Raw genomic sequence first — 15,838 nt, 5'->3', positions numbered from 1 at the left:
AAGGTTTTGCCTTACTTGATATTACCGTTCTTTTTTAAGAATTAACAATACAACAATAAAAGCAGTGCATTTTACAACTGAAAACTGCACTGCTTTTCCATGTTAATTTATCTACTTGATAAAGACTTGTTATGATAGGACTCATTCATTTAATAAATTTGTAAATCTTAAGTCTCTTTTGTTTCATTTAACTCATCAATTAGCTGTTTTGTCCTCTTCGCATTCCCTTCCGCAAAGTTTTCTAGACGTTCTTTTAGCTCATCATCGTCATGAACCCGTTCGGCGGTAATTAAATATGTACGCATCAAATCTTCTTCAATTTCTACAGAATTTTTTAGAATATCTTTAAGATTATCCTTTTCTTCATTTTCTTTAAAAAAACCCATCTGGCATCCTCCTTTTTATCATAGGATTCACCATTAGGCTATTGTATATCCAACATAAAAAGGATATGGAATTAAAATCCATATCCTAATTTGCTGACAATTATTTTTTCATCCAAGATGGTTTTCCAAAACCCTTGAATTGGTCATCAATCACTTTTTCAAAATCTGCTGATTCAACAACAGCTTTAATATCTTTTGATAACTGTGAATCTTTGTTGGAGGTTTTTACTGCGACAATATTACGGTAATTGTCTGCCATCTCTTCTAGAGTTAATGCATCTAACAGATTCATTTTTGCAGCAAGAGCAAAGTTTCCAGGTACAGCAGCTAAATCTGCGCTCTCAACAGAACGAGGAAGCTGGCCTGCTTCAATTGGTTGGAACTTCAGGTTTTTCTTGTTTTCAGCGATGTCTTTTTCAGATACTTTTAGTGGATCTGCATCTGCTTTGATAGTGATAAGTCCTGCATCACGAAGTGTGTTCAAAGCACGTGCTGCATTTGTCGGGTCGTTTGGAAGTGTAACAGTTGCCCCTTCTTTTACATCTTTAATCGATTTTATTGTGTTCGAATAAATTCCCATTGGTGCTGTTGGCACAGAAATAAGTGCTGTTAAATCCATGTTGTTCTCTTTTGCAAAATTTTGAAGGTAAATCGTGTGCTGGAACAGGTTGGCATCGATATCGCCATTGTTTAATGCTTTGTTTGGCTGGATATAGTCACTAAATTCAACAAGCTCAACCTTGTAACCCTTTTTTTCTAAGCCTGGTTTAATCGCTTTTGTTACCATGTCGCTATATGGGCCTGCAGTCGCGCCTATTTTAATATCTTTTGATTCTGTTGCTTTCTCTTTTCCACTGGCTGCCTTTTCAGTGTTGCTACCGCAAGCAGCTAGTGCAAAGACTACACATAGTAATAAAATGCTTGTTAACCATTTTTTCATTGTCATTTTCCCCTTTTCTTATTTATCTTTTATCTACAACTTTGGCGATGTAATCGCCAAGAAGCTGAATGACCTGAACTAAAATAATTAAGATTAAAACTGTTGAAATCATGATGGTATTGTCGTACCGGTAATAACCGAAGCGAATCGCCAAGTCTCCAATACCGCCGCCGCCGACTGTTCCGGCCATAGCGGAAAATCCTACTAAACTGATGAGTGTTAAAGTGACACCTGAGATAATGCCGGATCTTGCTTCAAGTAATAGGACATCTTTTATTATCATCCACGGGGTTGCCCCGGCAGCAATAGCTGCTTCGATGACCCCTTTATCGATTTCTCTTAGAGCATTTTCCACGATTCTTGCGAAAAAAGGAATCGCCGCTACTGATAATGAAACACTAGCTGCAGTTGGTCCGATGGTTGTTTTCACTAAGAAGTTCGTTAATGGAAGCAAGGCTACCAATAAAATGATAAATGGGACAGACCGAACCATATTAACGACAAAACCTAAGATATTTTGGACTAGACGATTTTCTAGAAATAAACCTTTATCGGTTATGTAAAGCAATATCCCAACCGGCAATCCGATTACCGTTGAAACCACCAACGAAATCGCAATCATATAGATGGTTTGAAAAAATGCTTTATTGATATCCGGAATAAGCTCCATCAGATGTGCAAAATCAAAGCCCATTGTGTAACACCTCCACCTGCGCTGCCCGGTTTTCAATATAATTTAGGGCTTTTTCTATTTCCTCTTTTTGTCCTTTTAGCTCCATTATGAAAATACCAAGCGGTTGCTCTTGAATATATTCTATTGAACCATGCAGAAAATTACCTTTTAGGTTAAATTGTTGAAGAGTATCAGAAATGACTCCCTCTCTAGCGACTTTTCCTTTGAAGGTCACTTTGACTATTGGACCCTGGCAGCTTTTTAGAATAACTTCCGGGATTTCAAGAGTTACAACACTTTCTATGAATTCTTTTGTAAGTGCTGTATGCGGGTTGGCAAAAATGTCATATACCGAACCTTCTTCCACAACTCGTCCATCCTGCATAATCGCCATGCGGCTGCAGATTTCTTTAACAACATCCATCTCGTGAGTGATCAATACGATCGTGATATTTAGTTCTTTATTGATTTTTTTTAACAATGTAAGAATTGACTTCGTTGTCGTTGGGTCGAGTGCTGATGTTGCTTCGTCACATAAAAGCACCTTCGGATTATTTGCGAGAGCCCTTGCAATACCGACCCGCTGTTTTTGACCGCCGCTTAGCTGTGACGGATAGACATCACGCTTATCGGAAAGACCAACCATTTTGAGGAGTTCCTCTACTCTCTGCTTTACCTGGCCCTTAGGGTAGTTAGCAGCCTTTAAAGAGAAAGAAATATTTTCATAGACTGTTTTTTGGCTGATTAGGTAAAAATGTTGAAAAATCATGCCTATTTTTAAACGTGAAGATCGTAATTGCTCGCCTTTTAGGGATGTCAGGTCAGTGCCATCGACCGTTATACTGCCAGAGGTTGGCCGCTCTAAAAGATTGATACAACGAAGCAGTGAGCTTTTTCCAGCACCGGAATAGCCAACAATGCCAAAGATTTCTCCTTCTTTAACTGTGAGTGAAACATTATCCACACCTTTTACTTCACCTTTTTTTGTTTTGTAAACTTTAGTAAGGTTTTTTATTTCAATCATACTGATTACCTCATTTTTCCGATATCTAAACTAGACTTTATACCCAAATAAAAAGCCCCTTTCATCTGAAAGGAGCATCGAAATAAACATCTCGGTGGCTTATCTTTCAGAATGAAATCATTCTGCAGGAATTGGCACCTTCCCAATCGGGGGTTGCCGGACGTCATTGGGCCATGTCCCTCGGTCTCTCTGGATAAGAAAATTAAATTAACAAATAATTAAGTTATATTAAGATACTACAAATCTATTCTTATTTTGTCAATCGTCTAAATTATAATACAATTTATTCGACAGCGTTTTCAATATTGCTATATCAACTTTATTATTAATTTTAAAATTTTTTTATTAGATTAGAAAAGAGCTTTTCGCATGAAAAGCTCTTTGTATCATTTAACATTAGGTTAAAGCACCAGCAACACTATAGTTAATTAAATCAATCTCAGTCTGTTCATCAAGTGCTAATTTAGCTAGTTCAGCTCCTAGATAAGGTCCGCTAGTTAACCCGGATGAACCTAGGCCATTTGCCACTAAGATTCCTTCAAAATTAGGCAATTCCCCTATTACGGGAAGAAAACCTGGTGTAAAAGGTCTAAAACCTACCCTAGTTTCCAAAATTGTTCCACTGGCAAGACCTGGTGCAATCGCTAAAGCTTTATTTAAGATTTCTTGGATTCCTCCAGCTGTTACCCGATTATCAAATCCTGCATCATTTTCGTGGGTAGCTCCTATTACTACCCGACCATCTGCAAATGATAGTATATATTGATCAGATGGCGGTATAATAACCGGCCATAAGTTAGTATTCATGTCTGACATTTGTAAGTGGATTATTTGCGCCTTTTGGGGCCTTACTAAAAATTCAACCCCTAGAGGCAGCAATATATCCTTCGCCCATGCTCCTGCCGTGACGATTACGTGGTCAGCCAAAAATGCTTTTTCACTCACTTTTACCCCTTGGACTTTATTATTGTGACTGATTAATGAGGCATTCCCTTTAACGATTTGGGCACCATACTTTACTGCAGAGTTTATCAGGGCATTACGTAAAGCCCGGCCATTTACACGTGCCCCGCCACTAACATAAACCCCGCCAAATTCATTAGACAACGGCGGAAAAAGTCGATTCGTTTCAGTTGGAGATAAAATTGTTATTTCGCCGATTTCGGGAGCATCCTCCCAACGGGTCCGTGCCCGTTCTGCCATCTTTTCCAACTTTGCTGGATCAGTATGAATACTTAATGCCCCAACTCGTTTGTAGCCTGTTTCCCTCTCCCCATCGGCTTCAAGCTGTGCTATTAATTCTGGGTAATATCGCGCCCCGCCTTTAACCAACTGATACCAAGCTTTATTACGTCGTTGGGACAACCATGGGCAAACAATCCCTGCAGCTGCGTCAGTGGCTTGCCCTAGGTCTTGCCGATCAACGATGATGACCTCTGCACCCCATTTGGCAAGGTGATAAGCCGTAGATGCCCCCAATATACCTGCTCCTATTACAATTACCTTTTGCATGATTCACCTCAAAACAAAAACTCAGTCCTATAGACTGAGCTAAGTAGATACTGAATATTTTACACCAATCGTACCATCGTTTTAAAGTTTCCTTGTGTGCTGCCTTCTCTCCATTACTTGCTCACACACCATATTATACATAACCTCAACACCTTTTTCAGATGCTTCGAAGTTAAAGGCATTTTCAACGTCTATTCCTAAGCTCTCCGCTTCCTTCGCAGCATCTATGTTTGCTCCTAAAAAGATAAACTCCCAATTGTATTTCTCCTGCTGATGCCTTATTAGCTCTTTCACTTTTTCATAGGTGAATTCAGAGCTTGCATTCTCCATTCCGTCAGTCGTGATAACAAATATCACCTTGCCAGGCCGCTTATTCTCATCTGTTTTGGATAATCGATACCCTACATCTAGAATTGTTTTCCCCACTGCATCCAACATTGCCGTCATACCTCTTACATAATACTCCTGATCAGTGAGGTTAGCCTGTCTTGCATCAACCCCATTCCATAGGATTTCGTATTGATCGTCAAATAAAACAGTTGTAACCAGTATCTCCCCTTCCAACTTCCTCTGTTTCTCAATAAATCCGTTAAACCCGCCAATCGTATCACTTTCAAGTCCAGCCATTGACCCGCTTCGGTCAAGCAAGAAAATAATTTCAGTCATATTCGTGTTCATCTCTATCATCCTTTCAATATTGTTTATAAAATAATAATAGGGTATTAAATCTAGGAAATGGTCGCCTCTCAAGCGACATTTTTGGGGGTAGAATTATGCTGGATAAACACTTGCTAGTAGAATTGCAGGTATATATTGAAAGAAACCTAAACATCCTTACTTACTCAATGATGGAGTCTAATGAAATACATAGTATCGAGATAGAAGATTTTATCAAAAACAAACGCCAGCCGACCTTCAACCAAACTCTATTCAAATTGATAGATAAAAAAGGAGCTGGCGACACAGAAACCTACAAAAAAGCCGGATTGGATCGCAGGCATTTTTCTAAGATCCGCTCGAATCCAGAATACCGCCCACGAAAAAATACAGTAGTGGCCTTGGCGCTTGCCCTTGAATTAAACAAAAAAGAAACCGACAAACTGTTAAGTTCGGCCGGTTATTCATTGTCCGACAGTGAAACCTTTGACTTGGTCATCCAATTCTGTCTGGAGAAAAAAATATATGATGTCCACGATGTCAATCAGGCGCTGGACTATTTTAGACTGAAGCCATTAATAGGGGTCCTAGAGTAATTCACTGAAACAAAAAAAACACCCAGTCCAAAAGACTGGGTTTACCTAATATTTAATGCGATACTTTTTCTCCTCTTCTAGAACGAATCCCATGAATGATAAAGGTAACTAGGAACGCCAAGACAAGGACAACGATAAAGATCTCATTTGCAATATGAATATCGATAAGTGTCAATCCCATTTTTACAGCAATAAAGGTAATCAGCACATAAGCCGTTGTTTCAAGCTCCGGCACTCGGTTCATTAAGCCGATGAAAAACGTGGCAACGCCCCGCATCATAAGAATTCCAATCATTCCGCCCAGCAGAATGACCCAGACCTCATCGGAAACCGCCAGCGCGGTAAGGATACTATCCACTGAAAAAGCCAAATCCATGAGCTCAACGCTGATAACAGTCGCCCAGAAGACTCCAAATGTTTTCGTTAACCAGCCTTTTGGCTCCCGTGCTTTTTCCTCTTCTCCATCCTCACTGCTCTTAAATCTGTCAATAAAGAACTTAACAGCAAGCCAAAGTAAATACAACGCACCAATTAATTTAATAAACCAAAGCTTGATCAAAAACGTTCCCAGTCCGATGAAAATAAAGCGAAATACGTACGCTCCCCAAAGACCGTATACCAATGCTTTCTTTTGCTGCTTTTTCGGTAAAGGTTTTACGAACGCCGACAACACCAGCGCATTATCCGCCGATAAGATACATTCCAGTACAGCCAATGAGAGAATTAATCCCCAAGCCTTAGGCGAAGTTAATACCTCTGCCCACATATGCCAGTCAAGCATCGAGACATAAGTGGCTAAAATATTATCTACCATTCAACATTACTCCTTTGTTGTTCTCTATCTAATATTACTACTTGTCAAGATTTTTATAAAATTATTTTGCTGCAATATCGTTGAGTTAGCTATTTTATGTCGTGTCCCTCTATTAGTACATAATTCCATTTTTGCTGTTAAATACTAACTTAACATGGTCATTAGAAGTCTGGTGGTGGACAAATGTTTTTTAAAAAGAGGCCTAAACAAAAAACGGTTACACATTATGAAACGCAAGAAAAAACCATCAGTGAAGTATTGGATAAAGCCAATCAATCCAGTGATTTTTCGACGATATCTTCTCCATCGAAAGATGACTTCATAATAGTAAGTTACTATAGCACGTTAATTGATTACAATTTACTTCATCGCTCACTGCTTCAAAAGATTAAGGAAAATTCTACCGTCATCACCACACTATCTGATTTAAAAAGGATTATTCCATTAGAAAACTTTCTGATCACCCGAGATGCAAAAGAAATTGAAAAAGGGCTCTTTAAAGGAGCCGCCTTGGTCTATTTACGTAATGACAACCGGGAATATGCCCTCATTAGTCTAGAAAACTCCCGGCTTGGCATGCGGGAAACAAATGAAGGCGAAAATGAGTTTAGCGTGATTGGCCCGAAAGTTGGATTCATTGAAGATTTAACTACAAACCTTCATTTATTGCGAAGCCATTTAGTGACATCCGACCTTATCTTCGAAGAATTTGAAGTAGGGACAAGGTCGAAAACAAAAGTGGTTGTCGCCCATTTGGCGGGAGTGACAAATCCGCAATACGTTCAAACTGTAAAACAGCGGATACAAAACCTGGATATAGAAGTCATTTATGATAACACACAATTGGAACAGTTAATTTCTGATCACTCCTCAACCATATTTCCGTTGTATCTCACTACGGAAAGAGTAGATAGGACCGTTGGTACCTTGATTTCCGGAAGTATTGCCATTTTAAGTGATAAATCCTGCTATGCCATCACAGGACCAACGACGTTAATGAATTTTTTTGCAACGCCTGAGGATTACTACTTACCTTGGGTAGTGGCGACATTTTTTAGATTAATCCGGATTATTGGCATCTTATTTTCCATTTTTGTTACGCCATTTTATGTAGCCATTTTAACTTTTCATTTTGAGGTAGTCCCAAAGGACTTATTAGGACCGATTATCTTTTCAAGAGCCAATGTGCCTTTCCCTCCTGTGGTCGAGGTGTTATTCCTGGAGATCGTCATTGAATTACTTAGAGAGGCAGGGGCGAGACTGCCGACGAAAATCGGACAGACGCTCGGAATTGTTGGAGGAATCGTGATTGGCCAGGCAACTGTTGAGGCGGCATTAACCAGTAATATTTTATTGATTCTTGTTGCATTGGCAGCCTTGTCCTCCTTTACCACCCCGATTTATAAAATGTCCAATGCGGTCAGGCTATTGCGGTATCCTTTTATCCTGCTGGCGGCGATCTGGGGTGGTTTAGGGATTTATGTAGGGATTGTTTTTTTAATTGGGCATTTACTGCGCCTTAAATCTTTCGGCGTTCCTTATATGCTGCCACTTTTCCCCTATAGGGAAGGTGGGTTTTCCACTTCTTTTACAAGGCTTAACTTTATCCACCAAAAAAAGCTTTCGCCCTATTTAAGGCCGCTTAGCCGAACTAGTTTCAATCCCGCGGATAATAAAGATACTGAAGATGGGCTTAATTCCGAATAAAAGTTAAAACAGCCTATGTGGGGTTTTACATGATAAATCAAAGGGAAGGATACGATTCAAATGAAAAAGTGGAAAACATTGTTCTTAGTCATCCTTTGTTTCGTCCTTCTTATCGGTTGTGCAAGAATGAACATCATCGACCAACTAAGCATTGTTCATGTGTATGGATTTGATGTCTCTAAAGATGGGCAAATGGTCGGGACAGTATTGTATCCTAACTATACAAAAAGCAGGGGCAACCCAAATATTCAATATTTAACTGAACATGCGCCCCCCAACTCGGTGATCTATGAAAAAATGGACAAGTACACCAGTACGCCTATAAAGCTGTCCAAAATCAGGGTAATAGTCTTTAGTAAAAAATTTGCCAAGACAAGTGTGAGTGGTATCGTAAAACGCTTCATCACTACCCCGGAGCTTGGTACAAATATTCAAATTGTGGTTTCCGAAAAATCAGCACAAGAAACATTGAAGGCTATAAAAGAGGAAGGAGACCTTACCTTAGCAGACAGATTAAAACAAAATATGCTGACACAAAATCTTCCGGATATGAACCTTCATGTTTTTTTAAACCATTTCTTTGGTGACGGAATGGATGCCTATGTACCGATTGTTTCCTTAAACAGAAATAACGGTATTGACGTTGGCGGAGTCGGAATCTTTAAGGGTGACAAGTTTAAGTTGCAGTTAAACGAAGAGCAGAGCTTTTTCTTTTCCATCTTAGAAACGGTAAAAACTCAAGGGTGGCATCGATTTAAAGTGGAGGACAATGGCCAACAGGGAATTATTATTGTCCGTGGGTTCAGGAGCAAGAAAAATTGGGATTTAATAAAGAACCAAAGCAAGCCCAAGTTGAACCTTACCATGAACCTTGAGTGGACAGTTTTTAAATATCCAGACTGGTTGGACCTTTCAAATGAAAGGGACCTCAAACGGCTAAAGACTATGATTGAAGAGGAAGTCAAAAAAAAAGTGAAACAATTATTAACTACCTTAAAAGAAAATAAAGTCGACCCGCTAGGAATAGGAAACATCGTTCGTGCACGAGACAAGAATTGGGATGAAACTGCCTTTTACAAAAAATATCCCAACCTGCCTATCCATGTGAAGGTGAATTTGGAAATCATCCATACCGGCCTTGAAAAATAATAAGTGAGGAGGAATGAAAATGCAGACTAGGGCTAAAGAAAATAAAATGGTATCACCTTATTTCCTGTTCTTCCTGATTCATTCCTCCCAGACAGGAATCACTGTATTAAAATACCAATCAAAAATTATTAAGGGTGCCGGACAGGATGCATGGATCTCCGTCCTTTTGATTGGACTAAGCATGCACCTGGTTTTCCTAATGATGATCTATATCCTCAAACACGCAAGCGAAAAGGACATTATTTCATTCCATACGGATACGTTTGGAAAATTTATGGGTGGAATGCTAAATATGATGATGGTTTGTTACTTTTTATTGGCAGGATTACTAGTGATGCATTCTTATATAGATATTTTGCAAATTTGGGTGTTTGAAGGGATTAATGCTTGGGAATTTTCTCTTCTCCTTTGTATCATCACTTATTATTTAATCGCCGGAGGGTTTCGGGTCATATCGGGAATTGCTTTTTGGGGAGTCATTATTCCAAGCGGCTTGCTGCTTTCAGCATTTTACTTACTTAGTTACAGCGAATATTCATACCTTATGCCATTCTTTAATCATGGAATAAAGGATTACATCCTCTCAGCAAAGGAATCCGGGCCTTTATTTTTTGGATTCGAGACCATGCTTGTTTATTTTCCGTTTATTAAAAATAGCGAAAAATCCAGGAAATGGGGCCATTTCGCATTATTATACACAACGATTCTTTACCTTGTGATCACAATCACAACCTTTTCATTCTTCACCCAAGGAAAACTAAAACTATTAACCTGGCCCACCCTTACCATGATAAAAATTATCTCTTTTCCTTTTTTAGAACGATTTGAGTTTATTTTTCTTTTCACCTGGCTGCTAGTCATTATTCCTCCCATTTGCCTTTATTTATGGGCTTCCATTCGGGCGATTAAATTAACCTTTATAAATATTAAACCCACATGGGCCCTATTCTTTTTTCTTCTCTGTTATTTTTTGTATGATAGCATTTTAGTTGATATGTACTTCACACAAGTATTGACTAAGCTTTTCAGTTATAGCGGTTTTATATTTCTATTTGGCTATATCCCGCTTTTATTTATCATCGCTTTCATCAAGACCAAGATAAAAAACAGAAGCATCAGACATAACCGGTGATTATGAATGATGCTTTCCCTGTTGCAGTGCTTTATTCACCTTGCTGCTCATGCACAAGATTCCGCCACTCCAAGTCACCGCGCTCCAAGCCACGGATCAGTATTTCCGCAGTTCCCATATTGGTGGCCAACGGAATGGAATACACATCACAAAGGCGGATAAGCGCTGAAATATCCGGCTCATGCGGCTGTGCAGTTAATGGATCACGGAAAAAGAAAACAATATCCATTTGGTTTTTAGCAATTAAAGAACCAATCTCCTGATCTCCACCCAGCGGCCCCGATTTAAAACGTGTAATTTTTAAATCTGTTTTATCCATAATTCTGCTGCCTGTCGTACCTGTGGAATATAATTCATGCTTGCAAAAAATCGGCTCATATGCGACTGCAAAATTCACTATGTCATTTTTCTTTTGGTCATGTGCTATAAAAGCAATTTTCAAAACATACACCCCGTTCTTATTTCAATTCACTCTATTTAATATCTTAAACCTTTTCCTACCTTAAAGTCGATAATTCATGTGATTCCCCGCTTGTTTTTTTTGAATATTAAGATGTTTTTAAGAAAAATTTAAGATTGGTCCTTTAGAATGGAGGAAATAATAATTTTAAGAGGGAGGGCCAAATGAAAAAGAATTTTAAGATTTATATTCCTATTATCATTACAGTTTTAATTTGCCTCATCCTAATCGGATTATTTCTATATTACCAAATTACAAATCCTCATGATGGTCCGGAAAATTTAGCAGGTAAGGCCCGGGAACGCGAGGATGAAGGCGGAATTTTTAAACTCATGGGGAACGGTGCGATTTTGGCCGGAGCGTTGAGTTTTTCATGGTTTCTTTTGAAAAAGAAACTGAAATCTCCGTTTCCAATTGTTAAGGTCGGTGCACGAAAAGCTCACAGCCTTCATACATATACCGGCTGGGCGGCCTTGGCCCTTGTTGTCATCCATGGCGGATACTATTTAATTAAGGAATTCACCAAAACAGACAATTTAACGGGCGCTTCTGCCTTTTTATTGCTGCTTTGTTTGGCTATATACGGATATGTACTGGACCGGAAGAAGAAAAAGCCGATTCGCTCGGCTCACTTTGTTCTTAGTATTCTGTGGATTGCCGCCGTTCTTGTTCATGGCGGTGGATTTGCGGTTGGGACTGGGGTAACAATGGCCGTATTATATATTGGTGTGACATGGCTTGAAAGGAAAAACTTAAAGCCGGCAGGTGCGAAGTAATTAAAAATGGATCGTCTATCGAAGACGGTCCATTTTTTTTGAGTTAATTTAGCAAAGCTTTGACCATAGTCTGCTGCTGACAGCTTCTGTGCTTCTTTCGATGATGGAGTAGGCTGCATTGGTGATTGCCTGGGCCAATGTTTCCCCAGTTCCCGTTACATCATTGAAGCAAACCTCTGATGGCCCTTTGTTTGTATAGGTAAATCCTAAATTCTCTAATCTGTCAACAATCATCATCGCATGATCCAGGTTGTGCTCCGGTTGAAAGTCTGCATCATGGATGAACATTCCCTTTTCATAATCGTACCAACGATCCCACCTATTTAATTTCCAACCTAGAATTCTCCGTGCAATTGAATCTACCTTGTTCATCATTTTTCCCCTTTCATCCACATTGTTATATAACAACTTTATTATTTATAAAGAATTATATAACAGTATTTTAAAAATTGCCACTGTCTTTTTTTAAAAATTTTCTGTACTTTTTTGATTTTTTTCCCAACATCAAAATGAAAACCTTTTCTTTTCCAGTACTTTTTTTGATAGTAAAATGAATTCACGACCTTTCGAGGTAATATGATAGTTTTAAAAATTAATAGGTTTTCCAAGGAGGAGTTTTAGTGAAGAAAAAGATTTTAGCTTTCGGATTGTCAATAGGTCTTGCCGCCAGTGCCATTGCCCCAGCATCATCATTTGCCGCACCAAAAAATGTCCTGTCCAACTACAAATACAATGAGCTAGTTGGATCCCCAGAGTTTATTTCAGGCAAGCTTACAAACCCATCAGGTAAAAGTGCAGAAGCCATTGTTCTTGAATATGTAAGCGCTAACAAAGACAAATTTAAACTTGGTTCCAAATCCGCACTGGAATCGTTCAAAATCACCTCCAGCAATAAAGACAAGCTTGGCGGAACGGCGCTGAGACTCCAACAAGTGTACAACGGTGTTCCTGTTTGGGGCGCTGCACAGGCAGCATTTGTCGCGGAGGACGGAACTCTGAATGTGTTCTCCGGAACAGTCACCCCGGACCTTGAAACGAAAAAGGGTCTGAAAAAGGAGAAAAAGGTCAATGCCAATCAAGCAATAAAAATTGCGGAAGCCGATCTTGGGATTTCTCCTGATTACGATAAAAAGCCATCTGCCGACCTGGTTGTTTTCACACACGGTGATGATGCTGACTATGCATATCTAGTAAACTTAAATTTCCTCGAACCAAAGCCAGGAAACTATAATTATTTTATTGATGCATCCACTGGGGAAATTTTAAATAAATACAATGATCTTCATGAAGCAAAAACCGGCCCAGGCGTAACAGGTACAAATACAACGGGCAGCGGAGTTGGTGTTTTAGGAGATACGAAGGCCTTAAACATGCTTTTATCCAGTTCAACTTATTATCTGCAGGATAATACAAGAGGAAACGGTGTTATCACATACGATGCATCCAACCGTTCCCGTACGCCGGGGTCACTTTGGACAAGTGTTGACAACCTCCTAAATAGCTCGTATGAGAGCCCTGCAGTTGATGCACACTATTATGCAGGTAAAACCTATGATTATTATAAAAATGTCTTTGGCCGGAATTCCTATGATAATAACGGCGGAGCCTTAAAGTCTACGGTCCACTATGGCCGAAACTACAATAACGCCTTCTGGAATGGCACCCAAATGGTGTATGGGGACGGAGACGGAACTACCTTTATCCCGTTATCAGGTGGTATTGATGTTGTTGCCCACGAGCTGACCCATGCGGTTACAGACACTAGTTCCGATTTGGTCTACCAAAATGAGTCCGGAGCATTAAATGAAGCCATTTCTGATATTTTTGGTACACTTGTTGAATTTTATAATGGGAAAAATCCGGATTATGAGATTGGCGAGGACGTTTATACTCCAGCAAAGGCAAACGATGCCCTTCGTTCGATGAGTGATCCGACGAAATACGGCGATCCGGATCATTATTCAAAACGTTATACTGGAACAAGTGACAACGGCGGCGTTCATACGAACAGCGGCATTATCAATAAAGCTGCCTACCTGCTGGCTGCCGGCGGAACTCATTATGGTGTCACGGTTCAAGGAATCGGCAATGATAAACTGGGGGCAATCTATTATCGAGCAAATACCGTCTACTTAACAGCCTCCTCTACCTTCAGCCAGGCCCGCGCTGCTCTGGTACAAGCTGCTGCGGACCTTTATGGGGCTGGCTCCGCGGAGGTTACCGCAGTCAATAAATCGTTTGATGCGGTTGGCGTATATTAAATTTTTTATAAAATAAAAAGAAGCTCCAGCATGGGTTGGAGCTTCTTTTTCAATTTAAATTTCACTGCGCTCATTACATAAAAATAGGAACTCACAACATGATTTTGATTCTTCACTACAAAATTCAGGAGTCTTACGACATAATTTTGCTCCCTAACTACAAAATTCAGGAGTCTCACGACAAACTTTGGAATAAAACGGAAACCAACGAAGTTTTCCTTTCCTAATCATGTACCGCAATAGGTTCTGTATGGTCTGTTCGCAGCTGCAGGAATTGTACAGTATTCTTCCTGTTCTGGTGTATAGGCATAAGGGTTCGACAGAGCACTTAGCAGCTTCATCATGACGCTGAAGTCGCTTTGACTGACTGCTGCATCAAGCGCTTCCTCCACTCGGTGGTTGCGCGGGATGACTGCGGGATTGGAATTCCGCATTAACTGTTGGGATTCCGCTGTTGCTTCCTGCTGCCTGCCGAGTCTTTCCTGCCAACGCTTCTGCCATTCTGAAAATCCCGGTGCTTTAAACAGCTCCGCTCCCTCCAACTGACCCAATGTTAAAGCTCGGAAGGTGTTGGTGTAGTCAGCACGATGTTTTTGCATTAGACTAAGCAGGTCTTCCGCAAGGGATTCATCTTCTGCCTCTTCATTAATAAGACCCAGCTTTGCCCGCATTCCGGCAAGCCAATTTTGGCGGTATAACCCGTCATATTCTGAAATAGCCTCTTGGGCCAATTTAACTGCTTCCTCCTCGTTTTCATGAAGCAGCGGCAATAAGCTTTCCGCAAATCGGGCCAGATTCCAACCGCCAATAAACGGCTGATTGCCATAGGCATAACGTCCCTCCCTGTCGATAGAACTGAATACGGTTGCCGGATCGTAGGTGTCCATAAAGGCACAGGGGCCATAATCGATGGTCTCTCCGCTAATTGTCATATTGTCCGTATTCATGACCCCGTGAATAAAACCGACGAGCTGCCATTTGGCAATTAGTGAGGCCTGACGTTTTATAACTTCCTTAAGAAATGAGAGGTACTTGTTATTATCAGTATCAGCTGTGACTTCTGGATAATGGCGTTTTATTGTATAGTCAGCCAGAATCCTTAATTCATCCACATTGCCTTTCCCGGCAGCATATTGAAAGGTTCCAACCCTAATATGACTGGACGCAACGCGTGTCAAAATCGCACCAGGAAGCTCGGTTTCACGATAAATGGCGTCCCCTGTAGTCACTACGGCCAGACTGCGGGTAGTCGGAATACCCAGCGCATGCATGGCTTCACTAATGATATATTCTCGAAGCATCGGTCCAAGCGCCGCCCGCCCATCCCCTCCGCGGGAAAATGGTGTTCTGCCTGAGCCCTTCAGTTGAATATCATACCGTTTTCCTTCCGGAGTGATTTGCTCCCCCAAAAGCACTGCCCGTCCGTCCCCCAGCATTGTAAAATAGCCAAATTGATGCCCGGCATAGGCTTGCGCAAGCGGCGCAGCACCTTCGGGTATTTTGTTCCCAGCAAACACCGCAACAGCTTCTTCACCCTGAAGAGCCTTTGGATTCAACCCCAAAGCAGATGCCAAATGACCATTAAGAATAACCAAATTCGGTGAAGCAACTGGCGCAGGATTCGTATCAGTAAAAAAAGCCTGCGGAAGTCGGGCATAACTATTATCAAAATTCCAGCCTGAATTACTCATGTTTTCTTTTATCCCTTCTTTGAAGCATGGGGACGGTTCTTTTGCTTCTGAAGCAAAAGA

16 protein-coding genes and 1 riboswitch are annotated in these 15,838 nt (G+C 40.4%); of the genes, 6 read left to right on the top strand and 10 right to left on the bottom strand.

Features of this window, described 5'->3' with window-relative positions; translation table 11 throughout:
• Positions 1–167: 167 nt before the first annotated feature.
• The 6 genes from ACFPA1_RS20140 to ACFPA1_RS20115 all read right to left on the bottom strand — a co-directional run bounded on the left by ACFPA1_RS20140 (position 168) and on the right by ACFPA1_RS20115 (position 5,213).
• Positions 168–386 (bottom strand): hypothetical protein, encoded by a 219-nt coding sequence (locus ACFPA1_RS20140; RefSeq protein ID WP_378585006.1) that lies wholly within the window; start codon positions 384–386, stop codon positions 168–170.
• A 100-nt stretch (positions 387–486) separates the two neighbouring features.
• Positions 487–1,326: a MetQ/NlpA family ABC transporter substrate-binding protein gene (locus ACFPA1_RS20135; RefSeq protein WP_378585004.1), complete on the bottom strand. Its 840-nt coding sequence runs from the start codon at positions 1,324–1,326 to the stop codon at positions 487–489.
• 22 nt (positions 1,327–1,348) lie between these two features.
• Complete coding sequence (locus tag ACFPA1_RS20130) at positions 1,349–2,020, bottom strand: methionine ABC transporter permease (protein ID WP_213146650.1); 672 nt, start codon at positions 2,018–2,020, stop codon at positions 1,349–1,351.
• Positions 2,010–3,023: a methionine ABC transporter ATP-binding protein gene (locus ACFPA1_RS20125; protein WP_378585003.1), complete on the bottom strand. Its 1,014-nt coding sequence runs from the start codon at positions 3,021–3,023 to the stop codon at positions 2,010–2,012. The genes ACFPA1_RS20130 and ACFPA1_RS20125 overlap by 11 nt, the downstream gene beginning before the upstream one ends.
• A 96-nt stretch (positions 3,024–3,119) precedes the next feature.
• Positions 3,120–3,223, bottom strand: a riboswitch (SAM riboswitch).
• A gap of 196 nt (positions 3,224–3,419) precedes the next feature.
• On the bottom strand, positions 3,420–4,535 hold the full coding sequence (locus ACFPA1_RS20120) for an NAD(P)/FAD-dependent oxidoreductase (RefSeq protein ID WP_213146648.1): 1,116 nt from the start codon (positions 4,533–4,535) through the stop codon (positions 3,420–3,422).
• Positions 4,536–4,616: 81 nt separating this feature from the next.
• Positions 4,617–5,213 (bottom strand): vWA domain-containing protein, encoded by a 597-nt coding sequence (locus ACFPA1_RS20115; protein ID WP_378585001.1) that lies wholly within the window; start codon positions 5,211–5,213, stop codon positions 4,617–4,619.
• A gap of 95 nt (positions 5,214–5,308) precedes the next feature.
• Between ACFPA1_RS20115 and ACFPA1_RS20110 the strand changes: the two genes are divergently transcribed.
• Positions 5,309–5,788 (top strand): hypothetical protein, encoded by a 480-nt coding sequence (locus tag ACFPA1_RS20110; RefSeq protein WP_213146646.1) that lies wholly within the window; start codon positions 5,309–5,311, stop codon positions 5,786–5,788.
• 52 nt (positions 5,789–5,840) lie between these two features.
• Here the strand turns inward: ACFPA1_RS20110 and ACFPA1_RS20105 are convergent, their stop codons facing one another.
• A complete protein-coding gene (locus tag ACFPA1_RS20105; RefSeq protein ID WP_213146645.1) occupies positions 5,841–6,602 on the bottom strand; it encodes a TerC family protein in 762 nt (253 codons plus the stop codon).
• 183 nt (positions 6,603–6,785) lie between these two features.
• Between ACFPA1_RS20105 and ACFPA1_RS20100 the strand changes: the two genes are divergently transcribed.
• The 3 genes from ACFPA1_RS20100 to ACFPA1_RS20090 are packed head-to-tail and all read left to right on the top strand — an operon-like array spanning position 6,786 to position 10,590.
• On the top strand, positions 6,786–8,309 hold the full coding sequence (locus tag ACFPA1_RS20100) for a spore germination protein (RefSeq protein WP_378584999.1): 1,524 nt from the start codon (positions 6,786–6,788) through the stop codon (positions 8,307–8,309).
• A 60-nt stretch (positions 8,310–8,369) separates the two neighbouring features.
• A complete protein-coding gene (locus ACFPA1_RS20095; protein WP_213146643.1) occupies positions 8,370–9,458 on the top strand; it encodes a Ger(x)C family spore germination protein in 1,089 nt (362 codons plus the stop codon).
• A gap of 19 nt (positions 9,459–9,477) precedes the next feature.
• Entirely contained in the window at positions 9,478–10,590 is a 1,113-nt protein-coding gene (locus tag ACFPA1_RS20090) for a GerAB/ArcD/ProY family transporter (protein ID WP_241113929.1), read from the top strand.
• Positions 10,591–10,621: 31 nt separating this feature from the next.
• On the opposite strand, the gene mgsA is transcribed toward ACFPA1_RS20090, so the two are convergent.
• Complete coding sequence (gene mgsA, locus ACFPA1_RS20085; RefSeq protein ID WP_213146641.1) at positions 10,622–11,032, bottom strand: methylglyoxal synthase; 411 nt, start codon at positions 11,030–11,032, stop codon at positions 10,622–10,624.
• Positions 11,033–11,214: 182 nt separating this feature from the next.
• Here mgsA and ACFPA1_RS20080 point away from each other — a divergent pair, with 182 nt between their 5' ends.
• The gene (locus ACFPA1_RS20080) at positions 11,215–11,826 is read left to right on the top strand and encodes a hypothetical protein (protein WP_213146640.1); all 612 of its coding nucleotides are present in this window, start codon (positions 11,215–11,217) and stop codon (positions 11,824–11,826) included.
• 48 nt (positions 11,827–11,874) lie between these two features.
• Here the strand turns inward: ACFPA1_RS20080 and ACFPA1_RS20075 are convergent, their stop codons facing one another.
• Positions 11,875–12,198, bottom strand: coding sequence for a BC1872 family protein (locus ACFPA1_RS20075; protein WP_213118081.1), 324 nt, complete (start codon positions 12,196–12,198; stop codon positions 11,875–11,877).
• 248 nt (positions 12,199–12,446) lie between these two features.
• On the opposite strand from ACFPA1_RS20075, the gene ACFPA1_RS20070 reads away from it, so the two are divergent.
• Positions 12,447–14,087, top strand: coding sequence for a M4 family metallopeptidase (locus tag ACFPA1_RS20070; protein WP_378584996.1), 1,641 nt, complete (start codon positions 12,447–12,449; stop codon positions 14,085–14,087).
• A gap of 227 nt (positions 14,088–14,314) precedes the next feature.
• Here ACFPA1_RS20070 and ACFPA1_RS20065 read toward each other — a convergent pair whose 3' ends face one another.
• Positions 14,315–15,778 (bottom strand): protein adenylyltransferase SelO, encoded by a 1,464-nt coding sequence (locus ACFPA1_RS20065; protein ID WP_213146638.1) that lies wholly within the window; start codon positions 15,776–15,778, stop codon positions 14,315–14,317.
• Between the last annotated feature and the right edge of the window lie 60 nt (positions 15,779–15,838).

Origin of the sequence: Neobacillus sp. GCM10023253 (genome assembly GCF_042653105.1) — a bacterium.
Taxonomy (GTDB): domain Bacteria; phylum Bacillota; class Bacilli; order Bacillales; family Cytobacillaceae; genus Neobacillus; species Neobacillus citreus.
This window is presented reverse-complemented; position numbering and strand designations above follow the sequence as displayed.

Coding starts and splice junctions, on each gene's coding strand:
- ACFPA1_RS20105 (WP_213146645.1), bottom strand. CDS start 6,602: ATGGTAGATAATATTTTAGCCACTTATGTCTCGATGCTTGACTGGCAT.
- ACFPA1_RS20140 (WP_378585006.1), bottom strand. CDS start 386: ATGGGTTTTTTTAAAGAAAATGAAGAAAAGGATAATCTTAAAGATATT.
- ACFPA1_RS20115 (WP_378585001.1), bottom strand. CDS start 5,213: ATGAACACGAATATGACTGAAATTATTTTCTTGCTTGACCGAAGCGGG.
- ACFPA1_RS20095 (WP_213146643.1), top strand. CDS start 8,370: ATGAAAAAGTGGAAAACATTGTTCTTAGTCATCCTTTGTTTCGTCCTT.
- ACFPA1_RS20120 (WP_213146648.1), bottom strand. CDS start 4,535: ATGCAAAAGGTAATTGTAATAGGAGCAGGTATATTGGGGGCATCTACG.
- ACFPA1_RS20110 (WP_213146646.1), top strand. CDS start 5,309: ATGCTGGATAAACACTTGCTAGTAGAATTGCAGGTATATATTGAAAGA.
- ACFPA1_RS20100 (WP_378584999.1), top strand. CDS start 6,786: ATGTTTTTTAAAAAGAGGCCTAAACAAAAAACGGTTACACATTATGAA.
- ACFPA1_RS20065 (WP_213146638.1), bottom strand. CDS start 15,778: ATGAGTAATTCAGGCTGGAATTTTGATAATAGTTATGCCCGACTTCCG.
- ACFPA1_RS20075 (WP_213118081.1), bottom strand. CDS start 12,198: ATGAACAAGGTAGATTCAATTGCACGGAGAATTCTAGGTTGGAAATTA.
- ACFPA1_RS20125 (WP_378585003.1), bottom strand. CDS start 3,023: ATGATTGAAATAAAAAACCTTACTAAAGTTTACAAAACAAAAAAAGGT.
- ACFPA1_RS20090 (WP_241113929.1), top strand. CDS start 9,478: ATGCAGACTAGGGCTAAAGAAAATAAAATGGTATCACCTTATTTCCTG.
- ACFPA1_RS20135 (WP_378585004.1), bottom strand. CDS start 1,326: ATGAAAAAATGGTTAACAAGCATTTTATTACTATGTGTAGTCTTTGCA.
- ACFPA1_RS20080 (WP_213146640.1), top strand. CDS start 11,215: ATGAAAAAGAATTTTAAGATTTATATTCCTATTATCATTACAGTTTTA.
- ACFPA1_RS20130 (WP_213146650.1), bottom strand. CDS start 2,020: ATGGGCTTTGATTTTGCACATCTGATGGAGCTTATTCCGGATATCAAT.